General features: G+C 54.7%; 16 protein-coding genes and 2 pseudogenes. 9 read left to right on the top strand and 9 right to left on the bottom strand.

What is annotated here, in order from left to right; genetic code table 11:
* The first annotated feature begins 5 nt into the window (after window positions 1-5).
* The 3 genes from dcm (V6S97_RS17255) to V6S97_RS17265 are packed head-to-tail and all read left to right on the top strand — an operon-like array spanning window position 6 to window position 2,927.
* Window positions 6-1,247 (top strand): DNA (cytosine-5-)-methyltransferase, encoded by a 1,242-nt coding sequence (gene dcm / locus V6S97_RS17255; protein ID WP_334427574.1) that lies wholly within the window; start codon window positions 6-8, stop codon window positions 1,245-1,247.
* Window positions 1,247-1,723 (top strand): very short patch repair endonuclease, encoded by a 477-nt coding sequence (locus V6S97_RS17260; protein ID WP_112593434.1) that lies wholly within the window; start codon window positions 1,247-1,249, stop codon window positions 1,721-1,723. Before dcm (V6S97_RS17255) ends, V6S97_RS17260 begins: the two co-directional genes overlap by 1 nt.
* Entirely contained in the window at window positions 1,701-2,927 is a 1,227-nt protein-coding gene (locus tag V6S97_RS17265) for a type II restriction endonuclease (protein WP_334427575.1), read from the top strand. Before V6S97_RS17260 ends, V6S97_RS17265 begins: the two co-directional genes overlap by 23 nt.
* Window positions 2,928-3,032: 105 nt before the next feature.
* Here the strand turns inward: V6S97_RS17265 and V6S97_RS17270 are convergent.
* Together V6S97_RS17270 and V6S97_RS17275 are read right to left on the bottom strand one after the other, a co-directional pair.
* Window positions 3,033-3,377: pseudogene (locus V6S97_RS17270) on the bottom strand (transposase); the annotation flags it as partial.
* Between the two features lie 403 nt (window positions 3,378-3,780).
* Complete coding sequence (locus V6S97_RS17275; RefSeq protein ID WP_334427576.1) at window positions 3,781-4,098, bottom strand: hypothetical protein; 318 nt, start codon at window positions 4,096-4,098, stop codon at window positions 3,781-3,783.
* Between the two features lie 898 nt (window positions 4,099-4,996).
* Here V6S97_RS17275 and V6S97_RS17280 point away from each other — a divergent pair.
* The 4 genes from V6S97_RS17280 to V6S97_RS17295 all read left to right on the top strand — a co-directional run bounded on the left by V6S97_RS17280 (window position 4,997) and on the right by V6S97_RS17295 (window position 9,204).
* Window positions 4,997-6,099 (top strand): IS3 family transposase gene (locus tag V6S97_RS17280; protein WP_111797508.1). Its coding sequence is split into 2 segments (ribosomal slippage): window positions 4,997-5,258 and window positions 5,258-6,099, totalling 1,104 coding nucleotides; the frame shifts between segments, so codons are not numbered across the junction.
* Window positions 6,100-6,361: 262 nt separating this feature from the next.
* Complete coding sequence (locus V6S97_RS17285; protein ID WP_334427577.1) at window positions 6,362-6,613, top strand: hypothetical protein; 252 nt, start codon at window positions 6,362-6,364, stop codon at window positions 6,611-6,613.
* Window positions 6,610-7,989, top strand: coding sequence for a hypothetical protein (locus V6S97_RS17290; protein ID WP_334427578.1), 1,380 nt, complete (start codon window positions 6,610-6,612; stop codon window positions 7,987-7,989). Before V6S97_RS17285 ends, V6S97_RS17290 begins: the two co-directional genes overlap by 4 nt.
* Before the next feature lie 25 nt (window positions 7,990-8,014).
* Window positions 8,015-9,204, top strand: a protein-coding gene (locus V6S97_RS17295) for an IS3 family transposase (RefSeq protein ID WP_111817720.1) whose coding sequence is annotated in 2 segments (ribosomal slippage) — window positions 8,015-8,276 and window positions 8,276-9,204 — 1,191 coding nt in all. Because the reading frame shifts where the segments join, the coding sequence is not laid out codon by codon here.
* A gap of 1,968 nt (window positions 9,205-11,172) precedes the next feature.
* Here the strand turns inward: V6S97_RS17295 and V6S97_RS17300 are convergent.
* The 4 genes from V6S97_RS17300 to V6S97_RS17315 form a co-directional block, all read right to left on the bottom strand.
* A protein-coding gene (locus V6S97_RS17300) for an IS3 family transposase (protein WP_111817720.1) occupies window positions 11,173-12,362 on the bottom strand; the annotation gives its coding sequence in 2 pieces (ribosomal slippage) (window positions 11,173-12,101 and window positions 12,101-12,362; 1,191 coding nt in all).
* Between the two features lie 25 nt (window positions 12,363-12,387).
* On the bottom strand, window positions 12,388-13,767 hold the full coding sequence (locus tag V6S97_RS17305) for a hypothetical protein (RefSeq protein ID WP_334427578.1): 1,380 nt from the start codon (window positions 13,765-13,767) through the stop codon (window positions 12,388-12,390).
* Complete coding sequence (locus V6S97_RS17310; RefSeq protein ID WP_334427577.1) at window positions 13,764-14,015, bottom strand: hypothetical protein; 252 nt, start codon at window positions 14,013-14,015, stop codon at window positions 13,764-13,766. Before V6S97_RS17310 ends, V6S97_RS17305 begins: the two co-directional genes overlap by 4 nt.
* A 262-nt stretch (window positions 14,016-14,277) precedes the next feature.
* Window positions 14,278-15,380 (bottom strand): IS3 family transposase gene (locus V6S97_RS17315; protein ID WP_111797508.1). Its coding sequence is split into 2 segments (ribosomal slippage): window positions 14,278-15,119 and window positions 15,119-15,380, totalling 1,104 coding nucleotides; the frame shifts between segments, so codons are not numbered across the junction.
* Between the two features lie 898 nt (window positions 15,381-16,278).
* Between V6S97_RS17315 and V6S97_RS17320 the strand changes: the two genes are divergently transcribed.
* Together V6S97_RS17320 and V6S97_RS17325 are read left to right on the top strand one after the other, a co-directional pair.
* Window positions 16,279-16,596 carry a hypothetical protein gene (locus tag V6S97_RS17320; protein ID WP_334427576.1) on the top strand — a complete coding sequence of 106 codons (318 nt, stop codon included), beginning with the start codon at window positions 16,279-16,281 and terminating at the stop codon, window positions 16,594-16,596.
* A gap of 403 nt (window positions 16,597-16,999) precedes the next feature.
* Window positions 17,000-17,344: pseudogene (locus V6S97_RS17325) on the top strand (transposase); the annotation flags it as partial.
* A 105-nt stretch (window positions 17,345-17,449) separates the two neighbouring features.
* Here the strand turns inward: V6S97_RS17325 and V6S97_RS17330 are convergent.
* Genes V6S97_RS17330 through dcm (V6S97_RS17340) form a run of 3 tightly spaced genes read right to left on the bottom strand, consistent with a single transcriptional unit; the run spans window position 17,450 to window position 20,371 of the window.
* The gene (locus V6S97_RS17330) at window positions 17,450-18,676 is read right to left on the bottom strand and encodes a type II restriction endonuclease (RefSeq protein ID WP_334427575.1); all 1,227 of its coding nucleotides are present in this window, start codon (window positions 18,674-18,676) and stop codon (window positions 17,450-17,452) included.
* Entirely contained in the window at window positions 18,654-19,130 is a 477-nt protein-coding gene (locus V6S97_RS17335) for a very short patch repair endonuclease (protein WP_112593434.1), read from the bottom strand. The genes V6S97_RS17330 and V6S97_RS17335 overlap by 23 nt, the downstream gene beginning before the upstream one ends.
* On the bottom strand, window positions 19,130-20,371 hold the full coding sequence (gene dcm / locus V6S97_RS17340; protein WP_334427574.1) for a DNA (cytosine-5-)-methyltransferase: 1,242 nt from the start codon (window positions 20,369-20,371) through the stop codon (window positions 19,130-19,132). The genes V6S97_RS17335 and dcm (V6S97_RS17340) overlap by 1 nt, the downstream gene beginning before the upstream one ends.
* Window positions 20,372-20,440: the final 69 nt, after the last annotated feature.

Genomic DNA, 20,440 nt, shown 5'->3' with positions numbered 1-20,440 from the left:
TACCAATGACAAGTTTTTCCGTTCTGCGTCAAAAAGCCGGTCTGAGCGTGCCCGAAGCAGCCGAACTTTTGGGCTACAACGAACGCCAGGTTTACCGCTGGGATTCCGGTGAGAACGTACCGCGGAAGGTCATCACCGATAAGCTCGAGTCCGTGCGGCAGGAGCGCTGCCTTGCGCCGTCGGAACACTCGTTCACATTCATCGACCTGTTTGCGGGTATCGGCGGCCTGCGCCGCGGATTCGACGCTATCGGCGGCAAGTGCGTATTCACGTGCGAATGGGACAAGCACTCCCAAGCGACATACCGTGCAAATTACCCTGACGACGAGCATGAGATCTGGGACGACATCCGCGACCTGAAAGCGGAAGATGTCCCTGACCACGACGTCCTCCTCGCTGGTTTCCCGTGTCAGCCGTTTTCGTTGGCAGGCGTGTCGAAGAAGAATGCTCTTGGCCGTGCGCACGGGTTCGCCTGCGAGACGCAGGGTACGCTGTTCTTCGACATCCAGCGCATACTCGAGGTCAAGCAACCGAAGGCGTTCCTGCTAGAGAACGTGAAGAATCTGGTCAATCATGACAAGGGGCGAACCTTCGCGATTATCAGGGACGTCCTCGAAAACCAGCTCGGTTACACCATCAAGTGCAAGATCCTAGATGCGAAGTCGTGGCTTCCGCAACACCGCGAACGCATATTCATTGTCGGCTTCCGGCAGGATCAGGGCTTCAACTTCGAGGACCTGCAGATCCCTGACGTCCTGAAGGGGCCGACCCTCAAGACGATCCTCCATCCGGAAAACGGCGAGGAAGCTCCTGAGAAGCCGTTCACGGACGGCAACATCGGTCGCGTATCCGATAAATACACGCTGACCGACAAGCTTTGGGCATACCTTCAAGCCTATGCCGCCAAGCACAAAGCAGCCGGCAATGGCTTCGGCTTCGGTCTGTTCACTCCGGACGGCATCGCCCGTACACTGTCCGCTCGTTATCATAAGGACGGCTCCGAGATCCTGATTAGCCGTGGCGATGGCCGGAACCCGCGCCGCCTTACACCGCGCGAGTGCGCACGCCTCATGGGCTTTGATGCTCCCGGCGAAAGCGACTTCCGGATCCCCGTCTCCGATACGCAGGCCTACCGTCAGTTTGGTAATTCGGTTGCCGTGCCGGCCGTTAAGGCCGTGGCCGAGCTCATGAAGCCGTACATCCTGGATTATCAAGAGGTCGAGGAAGTCATTCTCAAGCGCGCCTGATGACGGACGTGGTTTCGCCCGAGAAGCGCAGCGAGATGATGGCTGGCATCAAGGGCAAGAACACGAGGCCGGAAATCGCCATCCGGAAAGCCTTGTTCGCGCTCGGCCTGCGGTATCGCATCCACGACAAACGGCTGCCCGGAAAGCCCGACCTTGTTTTTCCCGGGCGAAAGGCTGTCATCTTCATCGAGGGGTGCTTCTGGCACCAGCACGACTGCCACCTCTTCAAGATGCCATCGTCCAGGCAGGACTTCTGGCAAGCAAAGATCGAGGGCAACAGGCAGCGTGACGTCCGCGTCCGCAGCGAACTGCAAGGTCTGGGGTGGCGACATCTAACTGTGTGGGAATGCGCCTTAAAAGGGAAAACGAGATTGCCATTTCCCGCGGTCGTGGACAGGATCCGAGCGTGGCTCGAATCAACCGAGTCGACGGGGGAAATCGAGGGGATACGGGATGGCGATAGCCGACCTGAGTGATTGGATGGCGGAGTTCGGAAAGCCGGGCTACCTATGGTACGCGAAGCGTCTTTCTGGCAATGACACGTTGGCGAATAAGAGTCACCAGGCCGGGCCGTACATTCCGAAGCCCGTGCTCTTTGAGGTGCTTCCAAGCATCAATCGCCCCGAAGTCGAGAGGCCTGACGCCTTCTTCGAGTTGTACCTCGACTCTCACCCGGAGGTCAGGACCATCAGAGCGATCTGGTATAACGGCAAGTTTCACGGCGGCACGAGAAACGAAACCAGACTGACAGGCTTCGGGGGCGCCCAGTCCGCGCTTCTCGACCCAGACAGCACCGGAGCGCTTGCGGTGTTCGCTTTCAAAGTGGAGAGTGAGACGTCGCCGGCGGAATGCCATGTCTGGGTTTGCGGTGGCGAAGGAACGGAAGCTGACTTCGTCGAAGAGCGTTTGGGTCCGGTGGAACCTAAGATTCCAGTGATCTGGCGGCCGGGCATTTCGGATCCGCAAGCAGATCTATTTACGGCAATCCCGAGCCGAGCGACGTGCTGGTTGCAGCCGGACGAGATACCGGAAGGGTGGCTAACTGCGTTTCCGACCGGTCGAGAAATTATCGAGAAAACTATCGGCCTACGGCCGGCGAGCGGCATGCCAGTGGATGTCAGACTGATGCTGCGCCGCGCCTGCGAGTTCGAGATATTCAAGTCGATCGAGGAGGCATCCTGGTTGCCGAAGATCAAGGAGGGCTTCCACTCGATCGATGGGTTCCTGGGCATGGCGAACACGATCTTGCAAAGCCGCAAGTCCCGGGCAGGGAAGTCCCTGGAATATCACACGGTGGCTCTCTTCGAGGAGGAAGGTCTCGCCCCTGGGACCGCGTTCGTCCACAACCCTCTGATCGAGGTCAACAAACGCCCGGATTTCCTGTTTCCTAGCGTAGCGGCGTACCAGGACAACTCCTTTCCCGCGAACCGACTGCGGATGTTGGCGGCGAAGACGACTTGCAAGGATCGTTGGAGACAGATCATCAATGAGGCCGATCGCATACAGACCAAGCATCTACTGACGCTGCAGGAGGGGGTTTCCGAAGCCCAGTTCACCGAGATGGTCGAGGCTGGTGTTCGTCTTGTGGTGCCCTCTGGTATCCATGCGTCATACCCGGAAGCCGTCCGGCCTCATCTAATCACACTTGAAGAGTTCATCGGCGACGTCCGGACAGCATGAGGAACAACCGTGGCGAGAATATCTGAAGCCGTCCTTTCTGACGCCGATTGTTGGTTTCCATGCGGAACTGAGCCTAACGGCGGTGCGGATAAAAATTGGACTGCTTTATAAGTTCAGGCCGAGGCTATAACGATACTCGACCGGGCTGAGTGATCCGAGCGATATTTTGATACGCTTCTCATTGTACCGACGGATGTAGGCATCCACTTCGGCGACGAACTGTTCGATCGTGATGGCTTTCCAGTCACGTGGATAGAAGAACTCGGTTATAAGCCGGCCGAAGAACCCTTCGCAAGCGGCGTTGTCTTGCGAGCAGCCTTTTCGGGGCATCGAACGAACCAGCTGCGCATTGCTGATCCTGTTGAGCCAGCCGGGCCAGCGATAATGCGCTCCCCGATCAGAATGGATGATCGGCCGTTGTTCGCCGTCGCTCACGGTCCCAATGGCTGCCTGGCGCTTGTGACACCCCGGGCAGGATACTTTTGAGGCCTCTGATCTGTCTGGGTATACCTGCGGCGTGTGTCGGAAAAAGGTGTTTTGACGCTAAAAATCTGGATCGATCTCCGCTCTACGAGGCGATAGCGACCTGGGACCCGATCGGAAAGGCGCAACGAACGGTTGGCGCACTGTCGTTAAAGCCATGGGCGGAGGCTTACAGAATAAGCATATCCTTGCGAGCTAATTGACAAAGTGAGTGGAAATCTCGATTGATCTCCACGTTTCATGGGAACGAGCAACATTTTTCTAGGTCAAATACTTTCCCGAATATTGGCTACTCGTATTCTATTTATTTCATCAAGCATGCCGCTTCCAGCTATCTGGAGCGGCTTTTGATAGAGGCAAGCCAACGTTCTCATTGAGAAAAATCTAATGTAGAACAATTGGCGGGGATGTTCTCACATAGTTCGCCCGTTGTTCCGCGACAGTTGCGAAGGACATCCTCCGAGCCCTTCAGCGTCTTCGCGAACCCGATATACGCAGATAGCTCGCTCGTAGGCAGATTACAGCGGGCCTTGAGAAAGGCCTTCCCTTCCGCGGCAGGTACGCATGCTGTCAGCTTCTCGAGCTCCGCGGCCATCGCCAGAACGCGGTCGGTCAACTGCTGCTGTAGCTTCGGCATCCGCTTGAGTGCCGCGGAAAGCGCCTGTGCCTTGCGATCTATGTCTGCCACTAAAGTGTCCCCGTTTGGGACATCCATGCGACATCGCGTCTTTCAAAGACGGTGATTGGATCAATAAAATGCGAGTAATCTCAAAGGATTCGGGCACCTTTGTAAGTTTACGCGATCCTAACTTGTTGGAAGTTATCAGCGTCGCCGGATACAGGCTGAAACGCGATTCTCAACATCGGACTTGCGGTCCAATCGTCTTACGATTCATCACTTTGCACCACTCCCGTCTGACTTGATTGAGGGCTAGTCTTCGGGGCAGGCCAAAATATTCTTCCTTTGTTGGAAACTACAGCGGCTAGGCACGTTAGAAACCTTGCGGAGTTGTACTTTCATGCTTATGAAAGCGGAGGATGCGCAGGGGGAAGGATTCTGGAGCCGTGGCGGAAGTTGTTTGCTTATGCAAGTCGGTGGTTCCATCAAATCGGAAGGATTGTCCTGCCTGCGGACGTGATTGCGGCTTTCCAAATGTGAGACTTGCTTCAAGCGTCGAGGAGGCTGCGGCCTTATCAAAACGGGTTCACGATGCAGAGACTTCTGCGTCCGCCAGGCAGTGCTTGGATCAGCTCACGGAGTTTGGACAAAGTGTGGACTCCTCTCGTGCAGTAATTGCTCGCAATCTCCACGTCGTAGACGACTTGGTAAAGAGCGACAGAAATCATTACACTAGCTATTTGTCGCAAATTCATGCTGGGTCGAGAGACCCGGAAGAGAATGAGTGGGACAAGGTTCGCACACAATATGAGAGTGCGCTTTACCCAAATTTCCAAAACGACATAATCTTTGCTTGCTTGACGCTTTCGCAATCGGGCATGTCTGGATGCTCTGATCCCCAAAAACTGGACCGTTTATAACTGGAGTTTTCCGCGTTAATTTCCCGGCTGGGAAAAGGAGCGGAAGCATGAAGGCATCGAAGTTCTCGGACGCCCAGAAGGCGTTCATTTTGAAGCAGGGCGATGATGGCGTGCCGGTAGCAGAGATCTGCCGGAAGGCGGGGATCAGCCAGGCGACCTATTTCAATTGGCGCAAGAAGTATGCGGGCCTGCTGCCCGACGAGATGCGCCGACTGAAAGCTCTGGAAGATGAGAATTCCAGGCTCAAGAAGATCGTCGCTGATCTGACACTGGACCGCGAGATGTTGCAGGATGTCATCCGCCGAAAGCTCTGAGGCCTGTCCGGCAGCGCAAGCTGATCGACGGGATGCTGGTGGATTGGGACATCTCAATCCGACGGGCCTGCAAGGTCCTGAGGTTCGACACGTCGACCTACCATTACAAATCCCGCCGCACCGGACAGGCCCCACTCGAACGACGCATCAAGGAGATTTGCGAGACGCGAGTGCGGTATGGCTATCGGCGTGTCCATGTCCACCTGCTGCGCGATGGATGGAAGATCAACATGAAGAAGACACGCAGGATTTACAGCGAGTTAGGTCTTCAGCTGCGCAACAAGCATCCCAAGCGCCGGGTGAAGGCCAAGCTTCGGGACGATCGCCAGGAAGCTGTCGGTCCGAACGATGTCTGGGCGATGGACTTCGTTCACGACCAGCTCGCGACTGGCAAGAAGCTGCGTATCCTAACCGTGGTCGATACGCACTCGCGTTACTGCCCAGCCGCCGACGCCCGCTTCACCTATCGAGGCGAAGACGTGGTCCAGACCTTGGAAGGCATCTGCAGGAAGACCGGCTATCCGAAGACGATAAGGGTGGATAACGGCAGTGAGTTCATCTCTCGTGATCTCGACCTGTGGGCCTATGCCAACAACGTCACGCTGGACTTCTCACGGCCTGGCAAACCGACCGACAACGGCTTCATCGAGGCGTTCAACAGCAAGCTCAGAGCGGAATGCCTGAACGCTCATTGGTTCCTGACCCTTGCGGATTCGCGCGAAAAGTTGGAGACTTGGCGTCGATACTATAACGAGGAACGTCCTCACTCGGCGATCGGATATAACGTCCCGATTGACCTGCATAATCCCGGTGGCACAACCAGCCAGCCATCGTGATCAAAGCCGGAAAACTCTAACTCCCGGCGATCCAAAGTTTGGTCCCAGAGCAAAAGCCGGAAAACTCTAACTCCCGGCGATCCAAAGTTTGGTCCCAGAGCATGGATACGGTGGTTTCTCAATCATACTTCGTGACGATATGGTCGCCCACCGAGCCTCGCTGTTCGAAGAGAACCCTCACAATTTTATCGAACGCCACAAGATTTTGATGAATAGGCCATTTCCTGCGGGTTACAGAGCATCTTGGAATTCTAGGTCAGACTTGGCAAAAGCCAAGCTCCACTCTGACATCGACCAGAATACAACTGTATCCGACCATCCTTCGATTCTTCAGAAGGACCAAGGCGGCACGGGCGACGGAGACTTTATCGAGGTTCACATCTATGGTACGCTGAACCGTCGCGCGATAGAGAAGGTTGTTGGTCTGAAACCCAAGACCTTAGAAGATCGGGCAATTTGGCGACGAGTTAAGCGAGAGCTAGAATCTCTCGGCGCGGAGGCGGTAGAGCTATGATCAATGCGCTTGTGTCTGGTAGCGCAGCTCGTGCGGTATTCATCCAGGGTCCGAAAGTCCAATATATCGACGCCGAGAACCCTGCTGTCTTCAAGCAAACTACCCTTTCAGCTATTCCCCGGCTTTTTGAGGGTGCGCACGACATCGTGCGGATGAAAATCCGCAAGTACACCGAATGCTTCGACGTGCTTTTGGACGCCTATAGAAAAGATCGTGCGTTGAGAATGCTTCAGATCGTCTTAGAAGATGACGACCTAGAGGACTTTGAGGAGGCGACCGGGCTTCTTGAAAAAATGCTCGCGGATGGCAAGGTGGCGGACCATGTTCGGAACGTTGCGCACGCTGTTCCATACCCGAATTTCCCGCGCATTGGTCCGTCTAAATTCGAGCAGGCTCCTCTCACACAGAAGCTATATGCAGATCTTCAGGGACATCAGTCGGCGATACTTTCTGTCAGGGAAGCCTTCGACGGTATGAAGTTTTCATCAGAAGATTTGAAGTGCGCTTATGAGAAAAACGCGATTGCGGCGGGAATTTTCGCGCGGATGGTAGATCTTGCTACCGGGCAAGCAACGACTAGCGATGTGACTTTTGAGTGTATTCGTGCTTTTGGAAGCCTGCCAGACGTCAGGGAGATCAGCACGCGCTGGGTCACTCGTGTGGGCGGGAAAGCCGATCGGAAGTTGCCAAAGCTCAAACTGTCGGAACCGGAAGCCGAGGACGATGGCTTCCTTCTTGACGATGATACGCGTTTCATCGCCGACCGTAGAGCCCAGTTTGAGGCGGTTAGTGCCCAGATAAAATCAATTGTCGAGCGCCTCGATAGTCGCGACGTTGATGTAGCCAGGCGGTATGCAGATCAGCTTGTCGATTGGCAGCTTCAAAACAGTTCAAGCGAGTACGCTGTAAAATCTCTGTCGAACCTAGCCACCGAAGCTCGTCACAGGAAATTACATGACATCGAGTTGGAATGGGGAGAGAGAGCACGGGACGTCCGTCCTGGCGACGCCTGGGCTAGAGCACTACTTGGCGACACCTATCTTTCGATGTACCGCTTGAACGACGCGGAGGAAGAGTTCAAAGCGGCTTCGAGCTTTGGGGAAGAGGCATACGGAAGAATAGGTCTTGCTCGCGTTGCGAAACAGAGCGGAGATCTTGACAGGGCACTGACATTATTCACCGAAGCGAAACGGCACTCCAATCATTCGGATTATACGATCGCCGCCTGGTTTGGGTATTGCACGACACTTCGCGAAATGTGGAAACCAGAAGAGACCCTTCAGGCCTTTGAACGCGCAAAACTGGAGTTTCCAGAAGAGATAACTTTCCATGTTGGGTATGACCTGCCACTGAGAATTTCCTCCAGATTGGATTAGAGTCCGGCCCATCGAGGACGGACTTATGAAGAAGCAGAGATTTACGGAAGAGCAGATTATTGGGGTGCTGAAGGAGCAAGAGGCTGGCGTTAAGGCGGCTGATCTTTGCCGCAAGCACGGGATTTCCGAGGCGACCTTTTATAATTGGAAGGCCAAATATGGCGGCATGGAAGTGTCAGAGGCCAAACGTTTGAAGGCGCTTGAGGACGAGAATGCCAAGTTGAAGAAGCTGCTCGCCGAGCAGATGCTGGATACAGCCGCACTCCGCGAGCTTCTCTCAAAAAAGTGGTAGGGCCTGCCGCCAAGCGTGAAGCTGTCACGCATCTGAAGGCCGTCATGGGTCTTTCGGAACGGCGGGCCTGCCAGATCATATCTGCGGACCGAAAGACGATCCGTTATCGATCCTCTCGACCGCCGGAGGTCGAGTTGCGAGCGAAGCTGCGCGATCTGGCCAATGAGCGCCGCCGGTTCGGCTATCGTCGATTGTTCATCTTGCTTCGACGAGACGGAGAGCCGTCCGGTGTCAATCGCATCTACCGGCTCTATCGCGAGGAAGGTCTTTCCGTGCGCAAGCGGAAAGCCAGGCGGCGTGCCGTCGGCACGCGTGCCCCGATCCTCGTCGAAGCAAAGGCGAATGCTCGCTGGTCACTGGATTTCGTCCACGATCAATTCGCCTGCGGCAGGCGCTTCCGCATCCTCAATGTAGTCGACGATGTCACACGCGAATGCCTGGCGACGATCCCGGACACATCGATATCAGGTCGCCGTGTCGCGCGGGAGTTGACGACGCTCATCGAGCGACGAGGCAAGCCTGGCATGATTGTCTCAGACAACGGGACCGAACTGACCTCGAATGCCATCCTTGCCTGGTCGAAGGATCACAAGGTCGAGTGGCATTACATCGCGCCGGGTAGGCCAATGCAAAACGGTTATGTTGAGAGTTTCAACGGCCGGATGCGCGACGAGTTGCTCAACGAGAGCCTGTTCTTTGGTCTCGACCATGCCCGCAGCGCCATTGCGGAATGGGCTAACGATTACAACAATTTCCGGCCGCACTCATCACTCGGATACCAAACCCCGGCGGACTATGCCGGGATCATCGCCGCAACCGGCTCCAACGCTACGCAATATGAAAGCTTCGCGTTTCCGCCGGTTGCTCCCACCACGCCATTTGGCTTATCAAAAACAGCCGAGGCTCTAATCGCAGCCGGATGAAACTTCAGTGGCAGGTCACCCCCCGTTTTTCCAATGATGTGACGCCTTTTCTCCTTGCCTCCCTTGTCTTTAAGGGGTTGGAAGAGGTTTTTGCTTTCCTGTTGATCCCCGCTCGTTTTTCTTAACCTATACTGCCCTTGTTCTGTGACGAACCGGGCGACATTCCGGCTTTGATACGGAGACAGCGCCGGTTGTGAGAGAAAGACGTCACTCTCATTTTTCAGGGTCTGACAGGGAAAGTCCTCTGGCAATGACCGGAGGAGAGATGGAATCGGGTTTGTGGTGGACCTTTCTATTTCTCCGAAACGCATTCCCTGAAGGACACGCTCTGACAGGCATAAACCGCTGATGGGGGCACTGATAAGTGTCTTTATTTTCCACAGGCGGCAATTTTCAGTGCCCCGTTGCAATGCCCATCGAGCTGAAAGGCTGATGGTAAAATAGATGAAGCTCACAACACGGTCGCAACTGCGTCGCGTGATAGGAAAGGTGTGTCCAATGGGTCTTTATGAGATGTACGTCCTTGCTGCTCGTCCAGATACCGCCCTGGGGAGGAGGAGGTGGGCACGATCTCTTTATGCCAGGGCAAAGATTCGAAATCGGCAGCTCAAGAAGCAATATTTACACAACCAGAAGGAGAATTCCGATTCGTCGGCAGATGTGAAGAGGGTAGACCATCCTCGATCTGGGCGGCCTCTGTAAACATATATTTATATAATAGCCAACGCAAAGTATATAAAATATATGTTGCGATAAATTATATATGTGCGACTGAAAGCGGATGAGAATCCGGGAGCAAAATTGGCTTTTACGGACCTGCAATTTGCGGATTGCGGGCCGACTACGTGTAAATATATGAATTTTATGTTGAATTTGCTGTCTTGACTGGAGAATTGTTATGCGTGGAAACTATATGAGTGAGACGGAATTGATTGGAATGAAGAGTCCAGATTTGAACGGCGATCGATCACAATAACAATATCATGATATTGTTATTGTGATCGATCGCCGTTCAAATCTGGACTCTTCATTCCAATCAATTCCGTCTCACTCATATAGTTTCCACGCATAACAATTCTCCAGTCAAGACAGCAAATTCAACATAAAATTCATATATTTACACGTAGTCGGCCCGCAATCCGCAAATTGCAGGTCCGTAAAAGCCAATTTTGCTCCCGGATTCTCATCCGCTTTCAGTCGCACATATATAATTTATCGCAACATATATTTTATATACTTTGCGTTGGCTATTATATAAATATATGTTTACAGAGGCCGCCCAGATCGAGGATGGTCTACCCTCTTCACATCTGCCGACGAATCGGAATTCTCCTTCTGGTTGTGTAAATATTGCTTCTTGAGCTGCCGATTTCGAATCTTTGCCCTGGCATAAAGAGATCGTGCCCACCTCCTCCTCCCCAGGGCGGTATCTGGACGAGCAGCAAGGACGTACATCTCATAAAGACCCATTGGACACACCTTTCCTATCACGCGACGCAGTTGCGACCGTGTTGTGAGCTTCATCTATTTTACCATCAGCCTTTCAGCTCGATGGGCATTGCAACGGGGCACTGAAAATTGCCGCCTGTGGAAAATAAAGACACTTATCAGTGCCCCCATCAGCGGTTTATGCCTGTCAGAGCGTGTCCTTCAGGGAATGCGTTTCGGAGAAATAGAAAGGTCCACCACAAACCCGATTCCATCTCTCCTCCGGTCATTGCCAGAGGACTTTCCCTGTCAGACCCTGAAAAATGAGAGTGACGTCTTTCTCTCACAACCGGCGCTGTCTCCGTATCAAAGCCGGAATGTCGCCCGGTTCGTCACAGAACAAGGGCAGTATAGGTTAAGAAAAACGAGCGGGGATCAACAGGAAAGCAAAAACCTCTTCCAACCCCTTAAAGACAAGGGAGGCAAGGAGAAAAGGCGTCACATCATTGGAAAAACGGGGGGTGACCTGCCACTGAAGTTTCATCCGGCTGCGATTAGAGCCTCGGCTGTTTTTGATAAGCCAAATGGCGTGGTGGGAGCAACCGGCGGAAACGCGAAGCTTTCATATTGCGTAGCGTTGGAGCCGGTTGCGGCGATGATCCCGGCATAGTCCGCCGGGGTTTGGTATCCGAGTGATGAGTGCGGCCGGAAATTGTTGTAATCGTTAGCCCATTCCGCAATGGCGCTGCGGGCATGGTCGAGACCAAAGAACAGGCTCTCGTTGAGCAACTCGTCGCGCATCCGGCCGTTGAAACTCTCAACATAACCGTTTTGCATTGGCCTACCCGGCGCGATGTAATGCCACTCGACCTTGTGATCCTTCGACCAGGCAAGGATGGCATTCGAGGTCAGTTCGGTCCCGTTGTCTGAGACAATCATGCCAGGCTTGCCTCGTCGCTCGATGAGCGTCGTCAACTCCCGCGCGACACGGCGACCTGATATCGATGTGTCCGGGATCGTCGCCAGGCATTCGCGTGTGACATCGTCGACTACATTGAGGATGCGGAAGCGCCTGCCGCAGGCGAATTGATCGTGGACGAAATCCAGTGACCAGCGAGCATTCGCCTTTGCTTCGACGAGGATCGGGGCACGCGTGCCGACGGCACGCCGCCTGGCTTTCCGCTTGCGCACGGAAAGACCTTCCTCGCGATAGAGCCGGTAGATGCGATTGACACCGGACGGCTCTCCGTCTCGTCGAAGCAAGATGAACAATCGACGATAGCCGAACCGGCGGCGCTCATTGGCCAGATCGCGCAGCTTCGCTCGCAACTCGACCTCCGGCGGTCGAGAGGATCGATAACGGATCGTCTTTCGGTCCGCAGATATGATCTGGCAGGCCCGCCGTTCCGAAAGACCCATGACGGCCTTCAGATGCGTGACAGCTTCACGCTTGGCGGCAGGCCCTACCACTTTTTTGAGAGAAGCTCGCGGAGTGCGGCTGTATCCAGCATCTGCTCGGCGAGCAGCTTCTTCAACTTGGCATTCTCGTCCTCAAGCGCCTTCAAACGTTTGGCCTCTGACACTTCCATGCCGCCATATTTGGCCTTCCAATTATAAAAGGTCGCCTCGGAAATCCCGTGCTTGCGGCAAAGATCAGCCGCCTTAACGCCAGCCTCTTGCTCCTTCAGCACCCCAATAATCTGCTCTTCCGTAAATCTCTGCTTCTTCATAAGTCCGTCCTCGATGGGCCGGACTCTAATCCAATCTGGAGGAAATTCTCAGTGGCAGGTCATACCCAACATGGAAAGTTATCTCTTCTGGAAACTCCAGTTTTGCGCGTTCAAAGGCCTGAAGGGTCTCTTCTGGTTTCCACATTTCGCGAAGTGTCGTGCAATACCCAAACCAGGCGGCGATCGTATAATCCGAATGATTGGAGTGCCGTTTCGCTTCGGTGAATAATGTCAGTGCCCTGTCAAGATCTCCGCTCTGTTTCGCAACGCGAGCAAGACCTATTCTTCCGTATGCCTCTTCCCCAAAGCTCGAAGCCGCTTTGAACTCTTCCTCCGCGTCGTTCAAGCGGTACATCGAAAGATAGGTGTCGCCAAGTAGTGCTCTAGCCCAGGCGTCGCCAGGACGGACGTCCCGTGCTCTCTCTCCCCATTCCAACTCGATGTCATGTAATTTCCTGTGACGAGCTTCGGTGGCTAGGTTCGACAGAGATTTTACAGCGTACTCGCTTGAACTGTTTTGAAGCTGCCAATCGACAAGCTGATCTGCATACCGCCTGGCTACATCAACGTCGCGACTATCGAGGCGCTCGACAATTGATTTTATCTGGGCACTAACCGCCTCAAACTGGGCTCTACGGTCGGCGATGAAACGCGTATCATCGTCAAGAAGGAAGCCATCGTCCTCGGCTTCCGGTTCCGACAGTTTGAGCTTTGGCAACTTCCGATCGGCTTTCCCGCCCACACGAGTGACCCAGCGCGTGCTGATCTCCCTGACGTCTGGCAGGCTTCCAAAAGCACGAATACACTCAAAAGTCACATCGCTAGTCGTTGCTTGCCCGGTAGCAAGATCTACCATCCGCGCGAAAATTCCCGCCGCAATCGCGTTTTTCTCATAAGCGCACTTCAAATCTTCTGATGAAAACTTCATACCGTCGAAGGCTTCCCTGACAGAAAGTATCGCCGACTGATGTCCCTGAAGATCTGCATATAGCTTCTGTGTGAGAGGAGCCTGCTCGAATTTAGACGGACCAATGCGCGGGAAATTCGGGTATGGAACAGCGTGCGCAACGTTCCGAACATGGTCCGCCACCTTGCCATCCGCGAGCATTTTTTCAAGAAGCCCGGTCGCCTCCTCAAAGTCCTCTAGGTCGTCATCTTCTAAGACGATCTGAAGCATTCTCAACGCACGATCTTTTCTATAGGCGTCCAAAAGCACGTCGAAGCATTCGGTGTACTTGCGGATTTTCATCCGCACGATGTCGTGCGCACCCTCAAAAAGCCGGGGAATAGCTGAAAGGGTAGTTTGCTTGAAGACAGCAGGGTTCTCGGCGTCGATATATTGGACTTTCGGACCCTGGATGAATACCGCACGAGCTGCGCTACCAGACACAAGCGCATTGATCATAGCTCTACCGCCTCCGCGCCGAGAGATTCTAGCTCTCGCTTAACTCGTCGCCAAATTGCCCGATCTTCTAAGGTCTTGGGTTTCAGACCAACAACCTTCTCTATCGCGCGACGGTTCAGCGTACCATAGATGTGAACCTCGATAAAGTCTCCGTCGCCCGTGCCGCCTTGGTCCTTCTGAAGAATCGAAGGATGGTCGGATACAGTTGTATTCTGGTCGATGTCAGAGTGGAGCTTGGCTTTTGCCAAGTCTGACCTAGAATTCCAAGATGCTCTGTAACCCGCAGGAAATGGCCTATTCATCAAAATCTTGTGGCGTTCGATAAAATTGTGAGGGTTCTCTTCGAACAGCGAGGCTCGGTGGGCGACCATATCGTCACGAAGTATGATTGAGAAACCACCGTATCCATGCTCTGGGACCAAACTTTGGATCGCCGGGAGTTAGAGTTTTCCGGCTTTTGCTCTGGGACCAAACTTTGGATCGCCGGGAGTTAGAGTTTTCCGGCTTTGATCACGATGGCTGGCTGGTTGTGCCACCGGGATTATGCAGGTCAATCGGGACGTTATATCCGATCGCCGAGTGAGGACGTTCCTCGTTATAGTATCGACGCCAAGTCTCCAACTTTTCGCGCGAATCCGCAAGGGTCAGGAACCAATGAGCGTTCAGGCATTCCGCTCTGAGCTTGCTGTTGAACGCCTCGATGAAGCCGTTGTCGGTCGGTTTGCCAGGCCGTGAGAAGTCCAGCGTGACGTTGTTGGCATAGGCCCACAGGTCGAGATCACGAGAGATGAACTCACTGCCGTTATCCACCCTTATCGTCTTCGGATAGCCGGTCTTCCTGCAGATGCCTTCCAAGGTCTGGACCACGTCTTCGCCTCGATAGGTGAAGCGGGCGTCGGCGGCTGGGCAGTAACGCGAGTGCGTATCGACCACGGTTAGGATACGCAGCTTCTTGCCAGTCGCGAGCTGGTCGTGAACGAAGTCCATCGCCCAGACATCGTTCGGACCGACAGCTTCCTGGCGATCGTCCCGAAGCTTGGCCTTCACCCGGCGCTTGGGATGCTTGTTGCGCAGCTGAAGACCTAACTCGCTGTAAATCCTGCGTGTCTTCTTCATGTTGATCTTCCATCCATCGCGCAGCAGGTGGACATGGACACGCCGATAGCCATACCGCACTCGCGTCTCGCAAATCTCCTTGATGCGTCGTTCGAGTGGGGCCTGTCCGGTGCGGCGGGATTTGTAATGGTAGGTCGACGTGTCGAACCTCAGGACCTTGCAGGCCCGTCGGATTGAGATGTCCCAATCCACCAGCATCCCGTCGATCAGCTTGCGCTGCCGGACAGGCCTCAGAGCTTTCGGCGGATGACATCCTGCAACATCTCGCGGTCCAGTGTCAGATCAGCGACGATCTTCTTGAGCCTGGAATTCTCATCTTCCAGAGCTTTCAGTCGGCGCATCTCGTCGGGCAGCAGGCCCGCATACTTCTTGCGCCAATTGAAATAGGTCGCCTGGCTGATCCCCGCCTTCCGGCAGATCTCTGCTACCGGCACGCCATCATCGCCCTGCTTCAAAATGAACGCCTTCTGGGCGTCCGAGAACTTCGATGCCTTCATGCTTCCGCTCCTTTTCCCAGCCGGGAAATTAACGCGGAAAACTCCAGTTATAAACGGTCCAGTTTTTGGGGATCAGAGCATCCAGACATGCCCGATTGCGAAAGCGTCAAGCAAGCAAAGATTATGTCGTTTTGGAAATTTGGGTAAAGCGCACTCTCATATTGTGTGCGAACCTTGTCCCACTCATTCTCTTCCGGGTCTCTCGACCCAGCATGAATTTGCGACAAATAGCTAGTGTAATGATTTCTGTCGCTCTTTACCAAGTCGTCTACGACGTGGAGATTGCGAGCAATTACTGCACGAGAGGAGTCCACACTTTGTCCAAACTCCGTGAGCTGATCCAAGCACTGCCTGGCGGACGCAGAAGTCTCTGCATCGTGAACCCGTTTTGATAAGGCCGCAGCCTCCTCGACGCTTGAAGCAAGTCTCACATTTGGAAAGCCGCAATCACGTCCGCAGGCAGGACAATCCTTCCGATTTGATGGAACCACCGACTTGCATAAGCAAACAACTTCCGCCACGGCTCCAGAATCCTTCCCCCTGCGCATCCTCCGCTTTCATAAGCATGAAAGTACAACTCCGCAAGGTTTCTAACGTGCCTAGCCGCTGTAGTTTCCAACAAAGGAAGAATATTTTGGCCTGCCCCGAAGACTAGCCCTCAATCAAGTCAGACGGGAGTGGTGCAAAGTGATGAATCGTAAGACGATTGGACCGCAAGTCCGATGTTGAGAATCGCGTTTCAGCCTGTATCCGGCGACGCTGATAACTTCCAACAAGTTAGGATCGCGTAAACTTACAAAGGTGCCCGAATCCTTTGAGATTACTCGCATTTTATTGATCCAATCACCGTCTTTGAAAGACGCGATGTCGCATGGATGTCCCAAACGGGGACACTTTAGTGGCAGACATAGATCGCAAGGCACAGGCGCTTTCCGCGGCACTCAAGCGGATGCCGAAGCTACAGCAGCAGTTGACCGACCGCGTTCTGGCGATGGCCGCGGAGCTCGAGAAGCTGACAGCATGCGTACCTGCCGCGGAAGGGAAGGCCTTTCTCAAGGCCCGCTGTAATCTGCCTACGAGCGAGCTATCTGCGTATATCGGGTTCGCGAAGACGCTGAAGGGCTCGGAGGATGTCCTTCGCAACTGTCGCGGAACAACGGGCGAACTATGTGAGAACATCCCCGCCAATTGTTCTACATTAGATTTTTCTCAATGAGAACGTTGGCTTGCCTCTATCAAAAGCCGCTCCAGATAGCTGGAAGCGGCATGCTTGATGAAATAAATAGAATACGAGTAGCCAATATTCGGGAAAGTATTTGACCTAGAAAAATGTTGCTCGTTCCCATGAAACGTGGAGATCAATCGAGATTTCCACTCACTTTGTCAATTAGCTCGCAAGGATATGCTTATTCTGTAAGCCTCCGCCCATGGCTTTAACGACAGTGCGCCAACCGTTCGTTGCGCCTTTCCGATCGGGTCCCAGGTCGCTATCGCCTCGTAGAGCGGAGATCGATCCAGATTTTTAGCGTCAAAACACCTTTTTCCGACACACGCCGCAGGTATACCCAGACAGATCAGAGGCCTCAAAAGTATCCTGCCCGGGGTGTCACAAGCGCCAGGCAGCCATTGGGACCGTGAGCGACGGCGAACAACGGCCGATCATCCATTCTGATCGGGGAGCGCATTATCGCTGGCCCGGCTGGCTCAACAGGATCAGCAATGCGCAGCTGGTTCGTTCGATGCCCCGAAAAGGCTGCTCGCAAGACAACGCCGCTTGCGAAGGGTTCTTCGGCCGGCTTATAACCGAGTTCTTCTATCCACGTGACTGGAAAGCCATCACGATCGAACAGTTCGTCGCCGAAGTGGATGCCTACATCCGTCGGTACAATGAGAAGCGTATCAAAATATCGCTCGGATCACTCAGCCCGGTCGAGTATCGTTATAGCCTCGGCCTGAACTTATAAAGCAGTCCAATTTTTATCCGCACCGCCGTTAGGCTCAGTTCCGCATGGAAACCAACAATCGGCGTCAGAAAGGACGGCTTCAGATATTCTCGCCACGGTTGTTCCTCATGCTGTCCGGACGTCGCCGATGAACTCTTCAAGTGTGATTAGATGAGGCCGGACGGCTTCCGGGTATGACGCATGGATACCAGAGGGCACCACAAGACGAACACCAGCCTCGACCATCTCGGTGAACTGGGCTTCGGAAACCCCCTCCTGCAGCGTCAGTAGATGCTTGGTCTGTATGCGATCGGCCTCATTGATGATCTGTCTCCAACGATCCTTGCAAGTCGTCTTCGCCGCCAACATCCGCAGTCGGTTCGCGGGAAAGGAGTTGTCCTGGTACGCCGCTACGCTAGGAAACAGGAAATCCGGGCGTTTGTTGACCTCGATCAGAGGGTTGTGGACGAACGCGGTCCCAGGGGCGAGACCTTCCTCCTCGAAGAGAGCCACCGTGTGATATTCCAGGGACTTCCCTGCCCGGGACTTGCGGCTTTGCAAGATCGTGTTCGCCATGCCCAGGAACCCATCGATCGAGTGGAAGCCCTCCTTGATCTTCGGCAACCAGGATGCCTCCTCGATCGACTTGAATATCTCGAACTCGCAGGCGCGGCGCAGCATCAGTCTGACATCCACTGGCATGCCGCTCGCCGGCCGTAGGCCGATAGTTTTCTCGATAATTTCTCGACCGGTCGGAAACGCAGTTAGCCACCCTTCCGGTATCTCGTCCGGCTGCAACCAGCACGTCGCTCGGCTCGGGATTGCCGTAAATAGATCTGCTTGCGGATCCGAAATGCCCGGCCGCCAGATCACTGGAATCTTAGGTTCCACCGGACCCAAACGCTCTTCGACGAAGTCAGCTTCCGTTCCTTCGCCACCGCAAACCCAGACATGGCATTCCGCCGGCGACGTCTCACTCTCCACTTTGAAAGCGAACACCGCAAGCGCTCCGGTGCTGTCTGGGTCGAGAAGCGCGGACTGGGCGCCCCCGAAGCCTGTCAGTCTGGTTTCGTTTCTCGTGCCGCCGTGAAACTTGCCGTTATACCAGATCGCTCTGATGGTCCTGACCTCCGGGTGAGAGTCGAGGTACAACTCGAAGAAGGCGTCAGGCCTCTCGACTTCGGGGCGATTGATGCTTGGAAGCACCTCAAAGAGCACGGGCTTCGGAATGTACGGCCCGGCCTGGTGACTCTTATTCGCCAACGTGTCATTGCCAGAAAGACGCTTCGCGTACCATAGGTAGCCCGGCTTTCCGAACTCCGCCATCCAATCACTCAGGTCGGCTATCGCCATCCCGTATCCCCTCGATTTCCCCCGTCGACTCGGTTGATTCGAGCCACGCTCGGATCCTGTCCACGACCGCGGGAAATGGCAATCTCGTTTTCCCTTTTAAGGCGCATTCCCACACAGTTAGATGTCGCCACCCCAGACCTTGCAGTTCGCTGCGGACGCGGACGTCACGCTGCCTGTTGCCCTCGATCTTTGCTTGCCAGAAGTCCTGCCTGGACGATGGCATCTTGAAGAGGTGGCAGTCGTGCTGGTGCCAGAAGCACCCCTCGATGAAGATGACAGCCTTTCGCCCGGGAAAAACAAGGTCGGGCTTTCCGGGCAGCCGTTTGTCGTGGATGCGATACCGCAGGCCGAGCGCGAACAAGGCTTTCCGGATGGCGATTTCCGGCCTCGTGTTCTTGCCCTTGATGCCAGCCATCATCTCGCTGCGCTTCTCGGGCGAAACCACGTCCGTCATCAGGCGCGCTTGAGAATGACTTCCTCGACCTCTTGATAATCCAGGATGTACGGCTTCATGAGCTCGGCCACGGCCTTAACGGCCGGCACGGCAACCGAATTACCAAACTGACGGTAGGCCTGCGTATCGGAGACGGGGATCCGGAAGTCGCTTTCGCCGGGAGCATCAAAGCCCATGAGGCGTGCGCACTCGCGCGGTGTAAGGCGGCGCGGGTTCCGGCCATCGCCACGGCTAATCAGGATCTCGGAGCCGTCCTTATGATAACGAGCGGACAGTGTACGGGCGATGCCGTCCGGAGTGAACAGACCGAAGCCGAAGCCATTGCCGGCTGCTTTGTGCTTGGCGGCATAGGCTTGAAGGTATGCCCAAAGCTTGTCGGTCAGCGTGTATTTATCGGATACGCGACCGATGTTGCCGTCCGTGAACGGCTTCTCAGGAGCTTCCTCGCCGTTTTCCGGATGGAGGATCGTCTTGAGGGTCGGCCCCTTCAGGACGTCAGGGATCTGCAGGTCCTCGAAGTTGAAGCCCTGATCCTGCCGGAAGCCGACAATGAATATGCGTTCGCGGTGTTGCGGAAGCCACGACTTCGCATCTAGGATCTTGCACTTGATGGTGTAACCGAGCTGGTTTTCGAGGACGTCCCTGATAATCGCGAAGGTTCGCCCCTTGTCATGATTGACCAGATTCTTCACGTTCTCTAGCAGGAACGCCTTCGGTTGCTTGACCTCGAGTATGCGCTGGATGTCGAAGAACAGCGTACCCTGCGTCTCGCAGGCGAACCCGTGCGCACGGCCAAGAGCATTCTTCTTCGACACGCCTGCCAACGAAAACGGCTGACACGGGAAACCAGCGAGGAGGACGTCGTGGTCAGGGACATCTTCCGCTTTCAGGTCGCGGATGTCGTCCCAGATCTCATGCTCGTCGTCAGGGTAATTTGCACGGTATGTCGCTTGGGAGTGCTTGTCCCATTCGCACGTGAATACGCACTTGCCGCCGATAGCGTCGAATCCGCGGCGCAGGCCGCCGATACCCGCAAACAGGTCGATGAATGTGAACGAGTGTTCCGACGGCGCAAGGCAGCGCTCCTGCCGCACGGACTCGAGCTTATCGGTGATGACCTTCCGCGGTACGTTCTCACCGGAATCCCAGCGGTAAACCTGGCGTTCGTTGTAGCCCAAAAGTTCGGCTGCTTCGGGCACGCTCAGACCGGCTTTTTGACGCAGAACGGAAAAACTTGTCATTGGTATCACCTCGCATTCGCTGGGAGTCTTTCTGACATTTCGGCACGATTCTACCAATAGAACATAAAG

Origin of the sequence: Agrobacterium sp. CCNWLW155, assembly GCF_036888815.1 — a bacterium.
In the GTDB taxonomy this organism is placed as follows: Bacteria; Pseudomonadota; Alphaproteobacteria; order Rhizobiales; family Rhizobiaceae; genus Agrobacterium; species Agrobacterium radiobacter.
Note: the sequence above shows the minus strand (reverse complement) of the source record. Positions and strands in the feature narration are given on the sequence as shown.